The 19,109-nt window shown below is 71.4% G+C and carries 13 protein-coding genes and 1 tRNA gene; 7 read left to right on the top strand and 7 right to left on the bottom strand.

Annotation, left to right across the window (positions count from 1 at the left end; all coding sequences use genetic code 11):
• The first annotated feature begins 1 nt into the window (after position 1).
• The 3 genes from WME90_RS19570 (at position 2) to WME90_RS19560 (ending at position 2,481) form a co-directional block, all read left to right on the top strand.
• The gene (locus tag WME90_RS19570; RefSeq protein ID WP_437282680.1) at positions 2–796 is read left to right on the top strand and encodes a TatD family hydrolase; all 795 of its coding nucleotides are present in this window, start codon (positions 2–4) and stop codon (positions 794–796) included.
• A gap of 66 nt (positions 797–862) precedes the next feature.
• Positions 863–2,260 carry an energy transducer TonB family protein gene (locus WME90_RS19565; RefSeq protein ID WP_437282679.1) on the top strand — a complete coding sequence of 466 codons (1,398 nt, stop codon included), beginning with the start codon at positions 863–865 and terminating at the stop codon, positions 2,258–2,260.
• Between the two features lie 144 nt (positions 2,261–2,404).
• Positions 2,405–2,481, top strand: a tRNA-Met gene (locus WME90_RS19560).
• 60 nt (positions 2,482–2,541) lie between these two features.
• Here the strand turns inward: WME90_RS19560 and WME90_RS19555 are convergent.
• Positions 2,542–4,056, bottom strand: coding sequence for a L,D-transpeptidase (locus WME90_RS19555; RefSeq protein WP_437282678.1), 1,515 nt, complete (start codon positions 4,054–4,056; stop codon positions 2,542–2,544).
• A 358-nt stretch (positions 4,057–4,414) separates the two neighbouring features.
• Between WME90_RS19555 and WME90_RS19550 the strand changes: the two genes are divergently transcribed.
• The gene (locus WME90_RS19550; protein ID WP_437282677.1) at positions 4,415–5,029 is read left to right on the top strand and encodes a protein-tyrosine phosphatase family protein; all 615 of its coding nucleotides are present in this window, start codon (positions 4,415–4,417) and stop codon (positions 5,027–5,029) included.
• On the opposite strand, the gene murJ is transcribed toward WME90_RS19550, so the two are convergent.
• Both murJ and WME90_RS19540 read right to left on the bottom strand, forming a co-directional pair.
• Positions 4,998–6,653, bottom strand: coding sequence for a murein biosynthesis integral membrane protein MurJ (gene murJ / locus WME90_RS19545; RefSeq protein WP_437282676.1), 1,656 nt, complete (start codon positions 6,651–6,653; stop codon positions 4,998–5,000). The genes WME90_RS19550 and murJ overlap by 32 nt on opposite strands.
• Positions 6,654–6,723: 70 nt before the next feature.
• Complete coding sequence (locus tag WME90_RS19540; protein WP_437282675.1) at positions 6,724–8,127, bottom strand: alkaline phosphatase family protein; 1,404 nt, start codon at positions 8,125–8,127, stop codon at positions 6,724–6,726.
• A gap of 590 nt (positions 8,128–8,717) precedes the next feature.
• On the opposite strand from WME90_RS19540, the gene WME90_RS19535 reads away from it, so the two are divergent.
• Positions 8,718–9,644, top strand: coding sequence for a hypothetical protein (locus WME90_RS19535; RefSeq protein WP_437282674.1), 927 nt, complete (start codon positions 8,718–8,720; stop codon positions 9,642–9,644).
• 443 nt (positions 9,645–10,087) lie between these two features.
• On the top strand, positions 10,088–11,788 hold the full coding sequence (locus tag WME90_RS19530) for a sigma 54-interacting transcriptional regulator (protein ID WP_437282673.1): 1,701 nt from the start codon (positions 10,088–10,090) through the stop codon (positions 11,786–11,788).
• A 152-nt stretch (positions 11,789–11,940) separates the two neighbouring features.
• Here WME90_RS19530 and WME90_RS19525 read toward each other — a convergent pair whose 3' ends face one another.
• Positions 11,941–13,455, bottom strand: coding sequence for a phytoene desaturase family protein (locus tag WME90_RS19525; RefSeq protein WP_437282672.1), 1,515 nt, complete (start codon positions 13,453–13,455; stop codon positions 11,941–11,943).
• A gap of 16 nt (positions 13,456–13,471) precedes the next feature.
• Positions 13,472–14,506, bottom strand: a complete 1,035-nt coding sequence (locus WME90_RS19520) for an isoaspartyl peptidase/L-asparaginase (RefSeq protein ID WP_437282671.1) — start codon at positions 14,504–14,506, stop codon at positions 13,472–13,474.
• 132 nt (positions 14,507–14,638) lie between these two features.
• Between WME90_RS19520 and proS the strand changes: the two genes are divergently transcribed.
• On the top strand, positions 14,639–16,195 hold the full coding sequence (gene proS, locus WME90_RS19515; RefSeq protein WP_437282670.1) for a proline--tRNA ligase: 1,557 nt from the start codon (positions 14,639–14,641) through the stop codon (positions 16,193–16,195).
• A gap of 88 nt (positions 16,196–16,283) precedes the next feature.
• Here proS and WME90_RS19510 read toward each other — a convergent pair whose 3' ends face one another.
• Complete coding sequence (locus WME90_RS19510) at positions 16,284–17,348, bottom strand: hypothetical protein (RefSeq protein ID WP_437282669.1); 1,065 nt, start codon at positions 17,346–17,348, stop codon at positions 16,284–16,286.
• A complete protein-coding gene (locus WME90_RS19505) occupies positions 17,315–18,976 on the bottom strand; it encodes a serine/threonine protein kinase (protein ID WP_437282668.1) in 1,662 nt (553 codons plus the stop codon). The genes WME90_RS19510 and WME90_RS19505 overlap by 34 nt, the downstream gene beginning before the upstream one ends.
• Positions 18,977–19,109 lie beyond the last annotated feature (133 nt).

The following is a 19,109-nucleotide window of genomic DNA, read 5'->3' as shown; positions in this document are numbered from 1 at the left end:
CATGATCATCGACTCGCACTGTCACGTCGATCCGCGCCATTTCCACGAGGGAGCGGACGCCGTCCTGGACCGCGCGCGGGCCGCCGGCGTGGGCGCGTTCGTGGTCGTCGGCGTCGACGCGGATCTCTCCGCGGCGCGCTTCGCCGCGGATCTCGCGGCGCGGCGCGCCGACGTGCACGCCGCGGTCGGCGTCCATCCGCACGACGCCTCCGCCGTGGACGACAGGATGCTCGCGGAGCTCGAGGCCCTCGCGCGCCGGCCCGAGGTCGTGGCCGTCGGCGAGATCGGCCTCGACTACCACTACATGCACTCGCCGAAGGACACACAGCAGCGCGTCTTCGCCGACCTCGTCGCCCTCGCGCGGAGGGTGGAGAAGCCCATCGTCATCCACACGCGCGAGGCGCCGGAAGACACGCTCGCGATCCTGGAGCGCGCGCAGGCGAGCGACGTGGGCGGCATCATCCATTGCTTCTCCGAGGATCGCGCGTTCGCCGAGCGGGCGCTCGCGCTCGATTTCGACCTCTCGTTCTCCGGCATCGTGACGTTCAAGAGCGCGCGCGCGATCCAGGACGTCGCCGCCTGGGCTCCGGAGGATCGGATCCTGGTCGAGACGGACAGCCCTTACCTCGCGCCCGTGCCGTTCCGGGGAAAGCGATGCGAGCCAGGGCACGTGCTGCACACGGCCCGCTTCGTCGCGGAGCTCCGGGGCGAGCCGTTCGAGGCGCTGGCCGCGCGCACCGCGGAGAACACCCGCAGGCGATTGCGGCTCCCGCAGGGCGGCGCGCTCACCGGCTGAGGAGCGCCGCGCGGTCCGCGCCTCCGGGCTCGCCCCAGGCGCGTCTCGAGGCATAGTGACAGCACGATGGCGCAGAGGTCCCGCGACGGCCGCCGGATCGCCTCCGCGTGGGCGCTCTCCGTCGCGGCCCACGCCGGGCTGGTAGGCGCAGGAGCGCTGCTCGTCGCGGGCTCGCTCTCGAAGCGGGAGGTGGCGCTCGCGCGGACGGTCGCGTCGCCGGCCGCGATGAGCGCGCCGATCGAGATCGAGCTGCCCGTCGTCTCGGACGGCACGCTCGACGGCGCGGCGGCGACCGCGCCCGAGCTGGCTGCAAGCGTCTCGCGCGGGGGAGGGGAACACGCGCCGCGGCCGGACACGGGGACGAGCGGGCGCGGCGGCACCGATGCGGCGGAGCTGCCTGCGTTGAACCTCGCCGACAGGGACGATGCGGCGTTCCTCTCTCCAGAGGTCCGCTCGCGCCTCGACAGGAGCCAGATCCAGCGCATCCGCTCGTCGTCCCATCGTGCATCGCGCGAGGACTGGCGAGCCAGCCGGGAGCCGATGGAGCTCACGTTCCTCGCGGGCGGGCGGGTCGGCCATCGGGCCGAGCGACGCACGTCGGCCGAGCGCGATCCGTCGCTCGGGGCGCGCGACGGCGGCGCGCCCCAGCGCCGCGGCGTCGCGCTCGGCGCTGCGGCCCGGCCCGCGGGCATCGAGCGCGCGACCGACGCGACCGACGCGCCCGCTGCGCCCGGCGCCATGGTCGCCCCGAGCGCGACCCCGCGCGCCGCCGGCGGGGCCGTCGAGGGAGGCGAGCGCGCGTCCGCGGGGCTGGGCGTACGCGACAGGCGGGCCGGCGAGGATCACCGCGAGAGCGCGGCGGTTCCGCTGGCGCGGCCGATGGTCGCTCTGGGCACGCCGTCGGTCCCCGCCGACGCCGTCGGGCGCCCGAACGACATCGTGGACAGCGAGCAGGAGGTGGCGACGGCGATCCAGTCGCTCGTTCATGCCAGCTCGGCAGGAGGTCCGCGAGGACCCGGCCCAGGCGGACAGGCAGGACCGGGCCCGACCGGCTCGGGCGGCGTCGCGGGCCGCGGTGCGCGTTCCAGCGCGCTCGGCTCAGGGCATGGCCGGTCGCTCGACAACGATCCGCTCGATGGCAGGCGCAGCCTCTACATGCGGCAGGTCATGGCCAAGCTCAACCCGCTGTGGGCCGACGCGTTTCCCAAGTGGGCCGCAGGCGAGGGGCTTCAGGGGATCGTGATCGTGACCTTCGTGATCCGCGCGGACGGGACCGTGGGGAGCGCGTCGGTGACGCGGCCGAGCGGCATCCCCGAGTTCGATGAGAACTGCCGGCGCGCGGTGCTGCGCGGCTCACCGTACCCTCCGGTGCCGCCCGAGCTCGGCGAGAGCTTCCGGTGGTCGATGCCGTTCGAGGCGAGAAACCCCGCCGTCCTGCCGAAGTACAGAGATCGCGAGCGGTGAGCCCGAGCGATCTGTGGTGATGGTGATGAGGAGGCGACGAGATGGCGAAGATGGCGAAGATGGCGAAGACGACCGCGCGTCGCAACGCGCACGACCTCGCTTGACAGAGTGGAGACGGGGCGGTACTAGTCCGCCCTCACTTTTGCCGAAGTAGCTCAGCTGGCTAGAGCAGGCGTTTCATACGCGCCGGGTCGGGGGTTCGATTCCCTCCTTCGGCACCAGAAATGGTGACAGTCGGCCGCTGGCACTCCTTGGAGCGCCAGCGGTAGCTCACGCGATCGTCAAGGCCGAACGTGAACGACGGTTCCTTCCTCGTCGTTGCCGTACACCGCGTGCCAGCCCTCAGGTAGCTCCGGCTCGGCCCACAGGAAGATGCGCCGCGCGTCGATGGGCGTCAGCGCGATGTCGTGGAAGCCCTGTGCTTGGCCGACCCCGGCGCTCCAGTACATGCCGGTGATCGCCTGGCCCGGATCGAGGCTCATCACCCACGGGGCGTCGGTGACGTCGAAGCTGTCGGCGACCTCGCGCGGATCGATGTTGCGCGTCACGTGCTTGCTCCGCACGCGGAAGGTGCCGCGCGCGGTGGACGCGCTCGATTCCGGGTCGCGCAGCTGATCGCGCCCGGACGAGATCAGCGTGGCGTAGATCGGCTTCTGCCCCTCGTAGGCCGTCAGCGTCTGGTTCACCAGGCTGACGTCGAGCCAGCGCTGCGAGCCTTTGGCGAACTCGGGGAGCTTGGTGCGGCGCACGATGACGACGAGGTCCTGCGAGCGCATCCAGTAGCCGTCGCGCGCCTCCTCGAAGCGGACGCCGTCCACCGTCCTGAACTTGCCCGTGAGCGGCACGCCGGTGTGGCGCTCGAGCTCCTCGTCATTGGCGTTCGCCTTGCCGCGGCCGAGCGTCCACGTGTGAACGTCATGGCGATGGACGAACGCCACAGGCAGTCCGACCTTCTCGACATCGAGGCCGTGCCACGGCGATCCGAGGGCGGCCTGGAGCCGGTCCGTCGGGATGAGCCGTCCCTCCGGCGTCACGCCGAACCTGCGTCCGTCGGTCGCTCCCGCCGTGAACGTGCGGGTGATCGCGACCCCGCTGCCCTTGCGCAGCGCCGTCGTCTTCAGCGTGGCGCGCAGATCGACGCGAGCGCCGTCCCTTCCGCCGATGTCGATGCCGAGCGCGGCGAGGGGCGGGAGCGGCGCGATCGCGTCGGCGATCGGGAAGGCGAAGTATCCGGCCTCGGTCCTGCGCCCGTCCTCACCGACGCCGTCTCCTCGCGGCAGCAGCACCGGGGGCCCCGAGGAGACGCCGCGCGCGTCCAGCGGGACGTCGTTGGCCGACGCCCCGAGCTGCGCGTCGCTGCGCTGCACGCGCTCGAGATGGCGATCGAGATCGGGCTCGGCGTGCTGCAGCTCCTCGCGGCTCGGCACCCCGAAATACACCGGCGCGCCCTGGGTTCGCGCGCGGCCGTAGCGGTAGGGGAGGGCCTGCGACGTGTCGGGCGGAGCCGGCAAGAGCGCAAGCACGTCGGTGTGCAGCGTCGCGCCGTCGCCGGCGCAGACGAACCCGCGTGGGCGGACCGCATACCATCCGCCGCTGCACCCCGCGCGTCCGTACGGCTCCGCGGACCTCACGACGGCGGCGCCAGGATAGAGCTCGCCGAGCTTGCGCGCGCCCGCTTGCGGGCGCGCGAGCACGGGCGTCCCTGCGCGCAGCGCGACAAGCTTGGGACCATCCGCGGGCAGCGCGGCGACCTGCAGCGCGCCGTCGTCGCCCGCGCCCTCCTTCGACAGTTCCACCGTCGCGCCTGCCGGCTTGCACCCGCACACGGTCAGCGCGACGAGCAGGCTTGCGAGCCACCCATCGACGGCTCGTGAGCGGGGATTGTCGTCGGGGCGCCGCGACGCGCAGGGCAGGGGCGCCCGGAGACGCGGACGCGAAACCGACCGGGAGAGTTCCGTCGGCAGGAAAGCGGGCGGCATCTGCGGATGCATGCCCGGCCCGCGCGCGGCGGGCCAAGTTCCATGGGGCCCCAAGGGGACGCGCGACGCACGCGCATCCTCCGTTCCCGAGCGGCGCCTGCTCGGTGCGCGTGTCATGGGCGCGCGTGCCGCCCGGCCGCTGGCGCCGCGCCAGCGTCGACGCCATGAGGTGGGCGTGCGCCTTCGCCCTGCGCTGGTGTTTCTCCTGATCGCGCCGTATGCCGCTGTTTTCTATGCGTTCCTGGCGCTGCGCCGCGCCACCGCCTCGCTCCGGCCACGGCACCCGTGGCGCACGTGGGTGAGCCCGAACCTCCTGATCGGGGGGTTCCTTCTCCCCGGCGATGTCGCCGAGCTTCGTCGCCTCGACGTCCGCGCCGTGATCAACGTCTCGCGCGAGCTGTACGATCCGGTGATCGCGCTGCGCGCGGCAGGGGTCGAGTACCTGCGCATCCCCTGCTGGGACATGTGCGCTCCCACGCTCGAGGAGGCCGCCCGCGGCGTGGCGTTCCTCGAGCGGCATATCGTCGCTGGCCATCGCGTCCACGTCCACTGCGCGAGCGGCGTCGGCAGGAGCGTCACGCTCGCGCTCTGCTACCTCGCCACCCGCGGTGGCCTCGAGGTGGGCGAGGCGCTCGCCCTGATCGAGCGGCGGCGCCCGCGCGTCGCGCTGAACCGCGCGCAGCGCGAGTTCGTCGAGCGTTACGTCGCGTGGCACCGGACGCTCGCGGGGGGCCGTGCGCGCGCGGCGGCGCCCGCGATCACCGCCGGCGCAGCAGGGACTTCAGGCTGAAGAGGCCGAGCGCGGGCGCCGCGATGGCGAAGGCGCCGCCGCACGCAGCGAGGATCAGCGCCGCACCCCACGGCGTCGCGGCCATCGCTTCGGGCAGCGCCGCCCTCAGCGCCACGCCGCAGCCGACGGAGATCACCGCGAGCAAGGCCACGCGGCCGATCCGGATCTGATCCAGCCCGAGCCCGCCGATCTCGCGCCGCACGCGGCGCCCGAGGGCGATCGCCTCGACCCATCCCGCGATGACAGCGCCGAGCACCACGCCGAGCACGTCGAGCCACTGCATCAGGACCAGCGCGACGGCGGTGCTGACGACCACGCGATAGAGCGCGTAGCGGGCCGGGGTCTTCGTGTCCCCCAGCGCGAACGAGGCGGTGATCAGGACGCGTCCGGCGGCGTTCCCGAGCAGCGCGAGCCCGTAGGCGCACACCAGCGGCTCGACCCGCGCCGTCGACGCCCGATCGAACGTCCCGGTCTGCAGCAGCAGCGTGATGAGCTCGCGCCCGAGCACCATGAACACGGCCGTGGCCGGCAGGGTCAGCACCGTGATCCGCGCGAGCGACGCCCCGAGCCGGCGCGACAGCGCCTCGTTGCGCCGCGCGACGTCCGCCTCTGCCGTGTCGCGCGCCATCTCGGGCAAGGCGACCGCGGCCTCGCCGGTGCCGAGGATGCTCATCGGCAGGAGGTAGACCGTCTGCGCGTAGTTGAAGGCCGCGTTCGCGCCGGTGCCGAGGAAGCTCACGAGGAGCGTGTCGACGAGCCCGGACACCTGGATGATCCCGCGGCCGAGGAGCGCGGCGGGCAGCTTCTGGCCTGCCTCTCGGACGCTCGGGTCGCTCGCGTCGAGGCGCGGCGTGAGCCCGCCGAGCAGCGCGCGCGCCGACGGGAGCAAGAGCGCAAGCTGCAGCGCCGCGCCCGCGAGCGCGCTCCACGCGAGCGCCTCGGCGAGCGGCTCCCCGCGCATGCCGAGCCACGCCCCGCACGCGAGCAGCCCCGCGATCTGAGCGGCGCTCCACGCGACCGGCGCGGCGTACGGCAGGAAGAACCGCCGGTGCGCGTTCAGCACGCCGAGCCCCCACGCCGACAGCACGAGCAGGCCGGTCATCGGGAAGATGATCCGGACGAGCCGGGTCGTGCTGGCGAGCTTGTCCTCGTCGAAGCCCGCGGCGACCAGGAAGGACAGCCACGGCGCCGCGAGCACGCCCGCGAGCGACGCGGCCGCGGCGGCGACCAGCAGGATCCCGAGGGAGGAGAGGGCGAAGTGCGCCGCGCGTCGCGCGTCGCCGCCCGCGCGGAGGCGCGCGTAGACGGGGATGAAGGTCGCCGAGAGCGTCCCTTCGCCGAGGAGGTTCTGGGTGATGTTCCCCGCGCGGAACGCCGCTGCGAGCACGTCGGCGAGCTCGGATGTGCCGAAGAAGTGCGCCGTCACCCGCTGACGGAGCAGCCCGACGAGCCGCGAGAGGATGATCCCCGCGGTGACCATCGCCGACGAGCGCGCCGCGCTGGGCGCCGCCTCCTGCCTCGCCGCCGGCGGGCTCGCGCTCGCCGCCGGGGGTGCGCCCGGGGCTGCGCTCTCCGGCGTGGTCCCTGCCTTTAGGGTGGCGGGCGGATCGAGATGAGGCGGCACGGCGGCGCTTCTATCAGACCTCCCGCCCCCGGGCGACCTCGGCGCCGGCTGGCCGGTGGTGGTCGGCGCCTCAGTCCATGAGCCTCGCCGTGCCGAGCCGCTCCGCGTGCGCCAGCACCCGTCGCGCGATGTCCGGACCCTCGCTCCGGCGATCGAGGTGCCGCGGGATGAGCCCGCGCTCCGCGGCCTCCCACAGCTCCGGCTGGGAGATCCCTGTCTCGGGCCGCGAGCGCAGCCGCGACAAGGAGATCTCCATCTCGGGCAGGACGATCGGCCTCTGGGGATCGCGGAGCAGCGCCGGGTCGATGCAGCACGAGAGATCGTTCGCGCCAGCGGCGCGCGCGTTCAGCGAGGGGAGGCCGAAGCGCGCCTCCAGCGTGCGGATCACCGACGCGTGGTCGAGCACGGTGCTCACCGCGCAGCCCCTCCGGACGAACGGGCCCGCGACGATCGACGGCACCCGGAACCCGAGCTGGGTGAACAGCGGATCGTCATCCGCCGTCGTGGGCGGCGCGACGTGGTCGAAGAAGCCGCCGTGCTCGTCGTAGGTGATCACGAGGAGGCACTGGCCCCACTGCGGGCTCTTCGCCAGCGCGTTGTAGATGCTGGCGATGAGCACCTGCCCGAGTTGCACGTCGTGGTCCGGGTGATCGTCGTTCGCTGTGGCCCCGAAGAACTGGGGATCGATGACGGAGAACGAGGGAAGGTGCCCAGCGGTCGCGTCCTCGAAGAACCGCTCGATCCCGGAGACGCCCTTGAATCTGAAGTACGCGCCCGAGCACCACGGGACGTCGTGGAAGTAGTTCCTGCTCGAGATCCCTGCGTCGCTCAGCAGCTCGAACACGCTTGTGAACCCGGGGACCGGCACGTTCCTGGAGACGCCCCTCGACGTGGCGCCGTGCAGGTAGAACCGGTTCGGCCAGGTCGGGCCGAGCACCGAGGAGAACCAGCGCTCGCACACCGCCGACGCGTCTGCGAGCGCGTAAAGGACCGGTAGTTGCTCCCGCACGTGATAGCCCATGACGTCGCGCTGGTTCGGCCCCGCGTGAGCGATGACGAACCCGTCGTTCCTCCCTTGATTCCACTGCGTGCGGGCTGCGTCCCAGCTGTGCGGCGGGTCGGCGGGCGTGAAGTCGTCGAGCTTGAAGGATGGCACCGGTGTCCCATCGAGCGCTCGGTTCGATTCCGTGCCTCTCAGGCCGTCGATCTGCCGGCCCTCCTTCAGCAGCAGCGAGCCGAGGTAGTGGTCGAAGGAGCGGTTCTCCATACAGAGAACGACGATGGTGCTGATGGGCGCCAGCAGCTCCGCGGGGCTCAGGCCTCCTGTGTCGGCACAGCGATCCTCCAGCGCGCCGCCGGCCTCGCCATCGCCCGGCTGTCCTTCGCCGCCCGCTCCTCCAGCGCCGCCTGCCCCTCCGGCGCCGTCGCTCCCGTCCGCGCTGCCCGCGCTCGGCTCGGCATTCTCGAGCGACATCGCGCCCTCCGGGGTGCTGCATCCGAAGGTCGCAGTGCCGATCGCAGCGCCGAGCCCCGTCAGCACATGGCGGCGGGTCAGAGGATCACGTGTCGAACCATTCCGTTTGTTCATCACACACAGGATCCCCATGAACACGGGGCTGAGGAAGGAGTTTTGAGCTCCTCTTGGTGCGACAACCCCCGCTGCTCAATCGACGCAGCGGATGTAACGGACATAATCGATGTAAATGCTGTAACCAATGTAATTGGCATAACATTTATCAAGGACATGATCGACGCAAACAGGATCAGTTGAGCAAGCGGGAGCAGTGGGAACAGTCGATGTAACGGACGTAACCGATGTAACGGACGTAACGGACGTAACGGGCGTAGTGGACGTAAGTGGACGTAGCCGACAGGACTGACGTAATTGACGTAACGGAGAAAGCCATTCTTTTCGCGAGGTCAGCGGGGTGGTATGGGTAGAAAACGTGGGGGTCTACGTTTGCACCCTGTCACCTTCCGATGAGCTCGAATCCACTTCCATCTACGCCCGGTCAGGGAGCTACCGTCGTGAACGGTCGGCCGCTGCGGTTGTGCATCGTGGACATGAACAATGGCCACGTGAACCAGGCGATGCGCTGTCTACGCGGGCTCGCCATGGGGTTCTTCGAACGCGTCCAGGCTTACAATCCGGGCATGTCTTGCGAGATCGTCGAGGTGTCTCCCCGGGACACCAACGCACCCATCCCTACGGACTGCGATCTGTACCTCTCGTCAGGCGGGCCCGGCTCTCCCTTTGATGGGGAGGGCGAGCCCTGGACGCGTGACTTTGCGCGTTTCGTGGACGGCGTCGTCGAGTCGGCGATCCGGGGGGGCGCGCAGCGGCGAGCTCTCTTCGCGATCTGCTACTCGTTCGAGCTCGTCGTCCATCACTACAGGCTGGCCGACGTCGTGCCGCGCACCGATCGCAAGTTCGGCGTCATGCCCATCTATACGACCCCCGTCGGCCAGCAACACCCGCTGCTGGCGCCTTTCGGGGATCGGCTCTTCGCGTTCGAGCACCGCAACTGGGAGGCGGTGAACCTCGACGAGCGCCTGCTGAGCTCCCTCGGCGGCCAGCTCCTTGCCCGCGAGAGCCGAGACGGCATCTCCAAGGGCCGGGCGATCCTCGGGCTCCAGGTCGCGCCCGGCGTCGAGGCGGTCCAGTTCCATCCAGAAGCGGACCGCGCCGGCGTGATGAACTGGGTCGCGCGCCCTGAGCAGGCGGCCGCCTTCAAGGCGACCTATGGAGAAGTGACCTACCTCGCGATGCTGCGCACGCTGGACGATCCCCGGCGGCTCGCGCGCACCTACGCGCTCGTCATTCCAGGCTGGCTCGGGCGCTGCTTCAATGAGATTGCCGGCCCCCGCGGCTATGCGGAGCTCCCGCCGCTCGAGGACATGCCGTGCTCGCGCTTCAACGCGCACGGCAGCGCCGAGGAGTCATCGGCGCGATCACCGGGTTTGGGCGAGCAAGTTGCTCGCGAGATCTGAGCGGAGCGCCGGAGCCGGCCCGCAGAAGGTCGCGTTCGAGGATTTCATTTCTGAAACGAAGGAGACAGGACTGGGGGCGTTGCGTGCGTTGCGTGCGTTGCGTCAGCAGAGACGAAGCCCAAGCCGAGGCAGCGAGGCAGAGGGGCAAGACAAAGACGAGGAAACAGAGCGGGAGAGACGGGGAGAGACGGGGAGAGACGGGGAGAGACGGGGAGAGGCGGGGAGAGGCGGGGAGAGGCGGGGAGAGGCGGGGAGAGACGGAGTAGAGAGCGGTGTGGCCTGGTGTGCCGCTGACCGCTGGAGCGCCGACGAAGGGCTGCTCGCGCCTTGCGCGCTGGCCCACCTGCGGCATATGGTCATAGGATAACGGGACGAGCGCGAGCAGGGCTCGCGGGCCAGGATCCGGAGCCGGAGGCTCCTTGGGCACGCATGAGAGAAAACGCATGAACCACTCGCGTCCGGCCGCTCCGACGAGTCCATCTCCGCCGGACGTCCGCGAACCGGGCGCGTCTGAGGAAGGGAACGCTCGCGTCGACTCGTCCGTGGAAACCCCGCCCGTACGGTTCTCCACGCCGCACGACGAGCTCGCAGCGCCTGAGGTCCAGTACGAATCGGAGCTCGGCGTGACGGACCCGATCGCCATGTCCCAGGTCCGTGATGTGTTGACGCAGCTGAGCCGCGAGCGCGGGACGCAGCCGCAGGTGCTGCTCATCATCTACCACCAGCACGGCGCCGAGACGGTGCCGCTGACCGAGGGGATCGGCGTCGTCATCGGCCGCGATCCGAGCGCCGATGTCGCGATCCCCGAGCGCAGCCTGTCGCGACGCCACGCGCGCTTCACGTTCCAGCGCGGCGATGTGCTCATCGAGGATCTCGGCTCCACCAACGGCACCTTCCTGAGCGGACAGCGCATCGAGCAAGGCGTCTTGAAGCCCGGCGACGAGGTGATGCTCGGGGAGATCACCGCATCGCTGCGCGTCATCGCGAGCGCTGAGCTGCCTGTGCTCAACCTCGATGCGCTGGACGGGCGCCGTGACCTCCCGGAGCGGAGAAAGCTCCCAAGCATCCACAACCTGGTGGGCGGACCCACGCCGGCGGGCGGCGTGCGCGCGGTCAGCGACGACGGGCTCGTGATGCGCAGCCCCGCCATGCGGCCGGTGCTCGAGACCGCCATGCGCCTCGCGCGCTCGTCCGCCCCCGTGCTGCTCCAGGGCGAGACGGGTACCGGCAAGGACGTGCTCGCGCGGCTGATCCACGAGGCTGGCCCCCGCCACAAGAAGCAGATGATCCGCGTCGGATGCAGCGGTGTGCCGGCCCAGCTCCTGGAGAGCACGCTCTTCGGTCATGAGGCCGACGCCTTCCCCGGCGCGACCCACGCGGAAGAGGGCGTCTTCGAGACGTACGCGGGCGGCACCGTGGTGCTCGACGAGATCGGCGACCTCCCGCCATCCTCTCAGGCCGCGCTGCTGCGCCTCCTCGACACCGGTCGCATGGTCCGCCTGGGATCGACAAAGGAGATCGAGGTGGATGTGCGGGTCGTCGCGACGACCTACCGCGATCTCGAGGCGATGTGCGAGGCGGGCACGTTCCGTTCGGATCTGCTCTACCGCCTCAACGGGGTGCCGCTGCGCATCCCGCCGCTCTGCGAGCGGCGCGAGGACATCGGACCGCTGGCGCAGCGCTTCCTCAGGCAGGCGAACGAGGTGCACCGCAGGAACGTGCGCTCGCTCGATCCGGAGACGCTCGCGCTCCTCGAGCAGTACCCCTGGCCAGGCAACGTGCGCGAGCTGCGCAGCGCCATCGAGCGCGCCGTCGTCATCGCGCGGGGGCACGTCATCACCCCGCTCGACCTGCCGGAGAGCATCCACTCCCTCTCGGCGCGCAAACGCTCCACGCCGCCGCCGGATCGGCCTGTCGTCGAGCTCGCAGGGCCGCCCAGCTCCGCGTCGCCGATGGGCCTCAAGGCACAGATGGACCGCTTGGAGACGGAGATCATCCTCGATGCCCTCCGTGGCACGAACGGCAACCTGGCGATGGCCGCGCGGCGGCTCAGGATGCCGCTGCGCACGCTCCAGGAGAAGATCGCCAGCCACGGCCTGAAGCGCTCGGACTACCGCGACGGCCCGTCGTCGCGGTCGAAGTAGCGCTCCAGAGGGCGGTGCCCGTAGAGCGGGGCGCAGATTCGTGTGATACGGGCTCGGCCGTTAGGCAGGCGAGTGAGTGAGGCGTACGAAAGTCCGCCGGAGCGAGCTTCACTCTGCGGATGAGCCCGTAGCGCACGAAGATGCGCCCCGCTCTAGCCCTCGTCCTCGAGCACCGCCAGGGCCGCGTTGTGCCCGCATGCGCCGTGGACCCCGGCGCCCGGGTGCGCATACGACGAGCCCAGGTAGAGGCCGCGGACGGGCGTTCGGTAGCGGAAATAGGGGAACACCGGCCGGAAGATGAGCTGGTGACGGATGTCGGCCGAGCCTCCGCCCAGATCGCCGCCGATGAGGTTTGCGTCCATCGCCTCCAGATCCTTCGGCGACCAGATCGTCCTGGCGAGGATCCTCTGCCGGAAGCCGGGGGCGAGCTCCTCGATCCGCGCCTCGATGCGATCGGCGAAGCGCTCGCGCGAGCCCGCCCAGCCGCCCTCGATCGAGGAGGGGACGCGGGAGTAGGCCCACAGCGTATGGCGACCGGCCGGCGCACGTGTCGGATCGACCAGCGACTGCTGCCCGATCACGAGATAGGGGTGCTCGGGGAGCGCACCGGCGCGCACCTGGCGCGTGAAGGCCGAGAGATCGTCGAGGCTGTCGCCCGCGTGAACGACCGCCGCGCGCGCGGCGTCCTCGTGAGACCAAGGCGCCGGGCCGTCGAGCGCCCAGTCCATCTTGAAGGTGCCGAACCCCTGACGGAACCGGCGCATGGCGCGCTGCACCCGCGCAGGTACCAGCTCTGACGCGAGCAGGCGGAGGTACAGCGTCGGCGCTGCGAGGTCCGCGACGACGGCGCGGCGGGCGCGGATCTCCTGGCCGTCCGCGAGCCGGACCGCGACCGCCCGCCCCTGGCTGGCGATGATCTGGTCGACGCGAGCGCCGCAGCGGAGGGCGCCTCCGCGCTCCTCGACGCGCCGGAGCAAGGCGCTCGTGATGGAGCCGGCGCCGCCCTCCGGCACCGCGAAGCCGCCGCTCGAGGCGAGCAGGGTGAGCATGAAGCCGACGATCGCGCCGCAGGGATCGTCCGGGCCCACGTCGGTATGGAGGGCGAGCCCAGGGACCACGCGTCGAGCCGCCTCCGTCCGGAAGGTGCGCGTCGCGAAGCCACGGCCGCTCGAGAGCGCCACCTGCGCGAGGCGCAGCAGGTTGAGCGGCCCGAAGCGGAGCAGCGGCCCGAGGGCGGGCGGCGTGGACAGGAGCGCGTTCAGCAGCCGCTCGCGGGTGGCCGCGTGCCAGCCCGCGATCCGGCGCCACGCGGGGCCGTCTTCGCCGAGCGATCGCGCCGTCGCCTCGACGTCGCGCGCGATCGCGGCGCACGTCCCGTCGGGCGCCGGGTGGGCGCTGTCGACCGGCGCGTGCCGCCACACGAGGCCGGCCCCCGGCAAATCGAGCGGCAGCAGCGCGGGGCTCGTCTGCCCGAAGGGGAAGAACGCGGCGCCGAGATCGTGGCGGAACCCCGGGAGCGTCACCTCACGCGTGCGCACCGCGCCGCCCGGCTCTCCCTCGGCCTCCAAGACGAGCACCGAGAAGCCCGCGCGGGCGAGGTACGCCGCCGCCGTGAGGCCGTTCGGTCCCGCGCCCACCACGATCGCATCAGGATCTCCACTCTGCATCGTCGTTTGCGGCTCCTCAGCCCACGAGCTGCGCGCTCGGCATGGTGCGGTTCGACGCGATCGCCTGGCCGCTCCTCCCGACCACGACCACACCTATGGCGATCACGTCGGGGAACATCGCGACGCCGCGCTGCGCTGCGCGCGCTGGCGCGACGCCGTCGGCCAGCCAGTCATAGACCGTCCGCGCGAGGAAGCGGCGGGCGATCTCCTCGCCGACGCCGGTCGCCGCCACGGCGCCGTGCGGGCCGGCATAGATCCCTGCGCCCAGGATCGGCACGTCGCCTACGCGGCCGCGGAGCGCGTAGGTCGACCCACCCGTCGACGCCGCGGCGGCGAAGCGGCCGTGCGTGTCGCGGACGACGGCTCCGACGGTGTCGCACTCGATCGGCTCGGCGTCGAAGTTCCAGAACCGCGTCGCCGTGAGCGCATGGAAGCGCGCAGCGTCGTTCGTGTAGTCGTCGCCTTCGCCGCTGCCGCGCAGCGCGGCGAGGGCGCGGGCGTGCTTTCGGCGCGCCTCCTCCGTGACCGGATCCTGGTCGGCGAACCCCAGCCGGCGAGCGAACGCGGTGGCCCCGGCGCCGGCGAGGAGCAGGTGCGGCGTCTCCATCACTTTCGCGGCGACCAGGACGGGGTTCTTCACGCGCTCGATGCACGCGACGGCGCCGAACCGTCCGTCGCTGGCCATGACCGCGGCATCCATCTCGACCGTCTGCCCGTCGAGGCGGAGGTTCGAGCCCGTCCCGGCGTTGAAGCGTGGGTCGTCTTCGAGGCGCGTGGTCGCCGCGATCGCCGCGGCGAGCGCCTCTCCGCCCGCGTCCAGCGCGCCGCGCGCCTCGTCGGCGGCCCTGGCGCAGCTGTCCGAGCCGCTTTGCGGCGCGGTCACCCCGCCGTGCGTGAGGATGACGTACTCCACGTCGTTCCCCTGCGCGTACCACGGCCGCGCGCCGCCGCGAAGGCGGCCGGGCGCGTGGCGGCTCGTGACGCGAGCGGCGCCGCTCCAGCGAGCAAGGGGGCAGCGCGGCTCCGGGGCCGGGACCGCTGCGCTCGACACCCTGCCGCGCTCCTGATACGTCGCGCGCTCAGCCCGGAGCGGCACCGGCGCCAGCCGACCGTCCGCAGCGGGATCTAGGCGGCCAGATCGGAAGGCCGCCGGCCAAGCCGCCCATCGAGGAGAGCAGAGACCGTGGCCAAGAACGAAGCGCCGAAGACCGCCATTACGCCCACGCGCAACGAGGACTACCCGGAGTGGTACCAGCAGGTCGTGCGCGCGGCCGACCTCGCGGAGAGCTCTCCGGTCCGCGGCTGCATGGTCATCAAGCCGTGGGGCTACGCGATCTGGGAGAACATCCAGCGCGAGCTCGACAGCATGTTCAAGGCGACAGGGCACAAGAACGCCTACTTCCCGTTGTTCATCCCGAAGTCCTTCCTGGAGAAGGAAGCGGAGCACGTCGAGGGGTTCGCGAAGGAGTGCGCCGTGGTCACCCACCATCGGCTCGTGCCAGGCCCTGGCGGTGGGCTCATCCCCGACCCTCAGGCCCGGCTGGAAGAGCCGCTCATCGTACGCCCCACGTCCGAAACGATCATCGGCGCGGCGTTCGCGAGCTGGGTCCAGAGTTACCGCGACCTCCCCTTGTTGATCAACCAGTGGGCGAACGTCGTGCGCTGGGAGCTCCGGACGCGCCTGTTCCTGCGGACAGCGGAGTTCCTGTGGCAGGAGGGGCACACGGCGCACGCGAGCGAGGCCGAGGCGCGTGAGGAGACGCTGCGCATGCTCGGGGTCTACGCGACGTTCGCGCGCGACTTCATGGCGATGCCTGTCCTCGAGGGGCCGAAGACGGCGAGCGAGCGCTTCCCCGGGGCGGTCGACACCTACGCGATCGAGGCGATGATGCAGGATCGGAAGGCCCTGCAGGCCGGGACGAGCCATTTCCTGGGGCAGAACTTCGCGAAGGCGAGCGGCATCAAGTTCCAGACAAAGGAGGAGACCGAACAGTACGCCTGGACGACGTCCTGGGGCGTATCGACGCGCCTGGTCGGCGGGCTGATCATGACCCACAGCGACGACGACGGCCTGGTGCTCCCGCCGCGCCTCGCGCCCGCGCACGTCGTGATCCTGCCCGTTTACCGGGGCGACGACACGCGCACCAAGATCGACGAGTACATCGACGGGCTCGCGAAGGAGCTCCGCGCGCAGCGCTTCGGCGAGCGCCGCGTCGAGGTCGAGATCGATCGGCGCGACATCCGCGGCGGCGAGAAGCAGTGGGAGTGGGTGAAGAAGGGCGTCCCTCTGCGGATCGAGATCGGGCCGCGCGACGTCGACGGCGGGGTGGCCGTGGTGATGCGCAGGGACCGCTCGCCGAAGGACAAGTCGAGCATGGCGCGCGGGGAGCTCGCGGCGCGCATCACGGAGATCCTTGCCGACATTCAGGCGTCGCTCTACGCGCGCGCTCTCTCCATGCGCGACGCCAACACGCACGTGATCAACAGCCGCGCAGATTTCGACGCGTTCTTCGCGTCGACCGGGGGCAAGGAGTCGCAAGGAGGGTTCGCGCTGGCGCACTGGTCCGGCGATCCAGAGATCGAGGCGGAGGTGAAGGATGCGTACAAGGTGACCATCCGCTGCATCCCGACCGGTGGGTTCGAAGGGGCGCCGTGGGCCGACGCGGTGACGGGCGAAGGGCAGTGCATCTTCACCGGCAAGCCCAGCCCTCGGCGCGTGGTGTTCGCGAAGTCGTACTGATCCGCGGCGGTTCGCTCGGCGCGCGCCGGCCCATCGGCGCGTCCCCGCGCCGAGCAGACGCCGCGCGCCGCCTCGCAACAGCGGCGCCTCAGCGGTGGAGGGCCGGGAGCACGTGCTCCGCCAGGATCGCGGGGAGCAGCCGCAGCTGCGCGCAGTGCTCGCCGGGGCCCGCCCCGGCGTAGCCGCGCACGTAGAGGCTGCCGCCGTCATACATGCGCGTCAGCCGCAGCGCGTCTGCTGCTTGCTCTGCGCCGTTGCCAGGCGTGGCTGATGGGGCGTCGTCTGCGCTCGAGGTCACCGCGATGGGGGCCGCTCCGAGCTCGCGAAGCAGGAACGTGGCCGTCTCTTTCGTGGAGGCGTAGCCGCTCGTCGGGACCTCGGTGTGGGTCAGGTAGAAGACCGGCGCGCCGCGCGCGGCGGCGTTGGCCAGCGCCACGTAAGGGGCGAGCTGCCCCTGCACGAGCGACGTCTGCCCCGGCATGTAGGAGCCATAGAGCGAGTCGAGCAGGATCAAGCCATCGACCTGGCCGCTCCCGCGCTCGATGATCCTGCCGATCGCGCCGGACCCGGCGCTCCAGGACGACAGCACCAGGCGACGCGCGCGCGCGTCCGCGCTCCCGGTCGCGCTCTCGACCTCGCGATCGATCGCCTGGAGCAGCGCGTCCCAGCCTCCGCCCTCGAGGGCGCGCGCGTACTCGCTCGATCGGGTCCCCAGGTCGACCCCGGCGATGACCAGATCCATGCCCTTGGGAGCCAGCAGCTTCCGGACAGGCTCGGCGCCGTGGAAGTGGATCAGAAGATCGTAGCCGCCGTCTGCGCGAACGGCGCGTGCTGGCGGGACGAGGAGCCTGCCCAGGGGGAGGGGGCGCCAGCGTTCATAGACACCGAAGCCGGGGTCGGCGAAGTCGCACCCCGCTTGCGCATCGCGCTCGTCGGGCGCGCTGCGCTCGGGCTCGCCGCCTCTGGGCAGCGGCGACGGCTCCGTGGGCGCGCTCGCCTGCGCCGGGATCGGCGAGGCGCTGGACGCTCGGCTCCGGCGCAACAGCAGCGCGCCGCCGACGACGCCCAGGCTCGCTGCCAGGAGGAGCGCGTCGCGGAGCTGCCGTGCCCTGCGGCGGCTCAGAAGCCGGGATTTGTCACGGTCGGTACCCACTTCGTCGATGGACGCTTGCCCGGGGTTGTTCTGCGCGCGCTGGCGGCGCTTGATCCAGCGGCCGTCGCGCCCGGCGCCGCAGCGCTCGGCATTGCCGCGGCCGTCGCGCCCTTGGCCGTGGGGTCCGGAGCGCTCGCCCCGCGCGCCTCGGGACCTGTGCCGACGTCGCTCGCTCCAGGGGTGGATTGGGCGCGGACGCCGACGCCGTTGGCCAGGAGCGCGGATGCGCCGCCAAGACCCGGCGGCGCGCCCGGCGCGGCGGTGGCCGCCTCCGCGCCAGCGCCGCGGGCGTGCATCGTGAGCTGCTCGGACGAGCTCTGCTGAGGCGCGGGCCGCTGTAGCCACATCACCCCGGCGCCGAGCATCGTGACGAGCGCGAGCGCGGCCGCTGCCACCAGCGTTCCCGAGCGACGCCGCGCCGCCGGGACCTCGATCGGGCCCAGCTGCGTCTCGTGGCCAGGCCAGCTCGGGATCCGCGACTCGGACGGCAGCGGCGGTCGCGAGGGCACGGGGGCGCTCCGACGCGACGGGGGGAGCTGGGCGCTCGGGTGACCGGGGGGGAGCTGCGTGAAGAAGAGCTCGCTGATGCTGTCGCGAACGAGCATCACCTCGGGCGGGTTGGAGGCGCGCTCGTCGAGCATGCGGACCGTGTCGCGCAGCGCGGCGCGCCGGCGCTGGTTGCGCTCTCCCAGGAGCCCGCGCACGAAGGCTCCGACGTCGTGGTCCGTCACCGGAGGCTCCTTGGCAAGCACAGCCTCCAGCGCGTTCTCCAGATCGAGCATCGTCTGATACCGGCGATCCGGGTCCTTCTCGAGACACGTCATCAGGACCTGCTCCAGATCGGGCGGGAAATCCGGGTCCTTCAGGCGAGGCGAGAGCGCTGGCCGCGAGGTGATGTGCTTCAGCGTGAGGAGGTCGTTCTCTGCGGCGAACGGGTGCTCTCCGGTCGTCAGCTTGTAGAGCACGATCCCCATCGCGAAGACGTCGGTGCGCCGATCGACCCGCTCGCCGCGCGCCTGCTCCGGGGACATGTACGGCACCTTGCCCTTGAGCTGCCCCGCGGTCGTGTCGTTGCACGCCCGGTTCGTCGCCTTGGCGACCCCGAAGTCCACGAGCTTCACGTGGCCGTCGTACGTGACGAGGATGTTCTGGGGCGACACGTCGCGGTGCACGAGCCCGAGCAGCTGGTCGTCGTTCTGCGGGTCCCGGAGCTCGTGCGCGGCGTGCAAGCCGAGGCAAGCGCGGCCGAGGACGCGGAGCGCGATGCGCAACGGGATGGCCACGCCGCTCTTGTTCGCCGCCTTGGTGACGACCGACAGCGCCTCGCCGTCGACCCACTCCATCACGATGTAAAGGACGTCGTCCTGCTCCCCGAGGTCGAGGATCTCGGCGACGTTCGGGTGATGGATCCCCGAGGCGAGCCTCGCCTCTTCGAGGAACATCTTCTCGAACTGGGGATCATCCGACAGCGACGGCAGCATCGTCTTGATGGCGACCGTCTTCTGGAAGCCGCGAAGGCCCTTGCGGCGCGCGGCCCACACGGTCGCCATCCCCCCCTGAGCGATGGGCAGGAGGAGCTCGTAGTGCCCGAGCTCCTTTCCCGGCAACAGGTGGGGTTGGCGGATCATGACGTCGTGCGGCGCGCTCCTGACCCATCTCTGGGACCTCGGGAGCGCGACCGAGTCTAGCATCCGGGCCGTGAGGTCACGATATGTGGTGCTGATTACAAATCAGCCGGCGGGTGTGCTCGCCGCGGCAGGG

Origin of the sequence: Sorangium sp. So ce375, from assembly GCF_051473855.1 — a bacterium.
In the GTDB taxonomy this organism is placed as follows: Bacteria; Myxococcota_A; Polyangia; order Polyangiales; family Polyangiaceae; genus Sorangium.
This window is presented reverse-complemented; position numbering and strand designations above follow the sequence as displayed.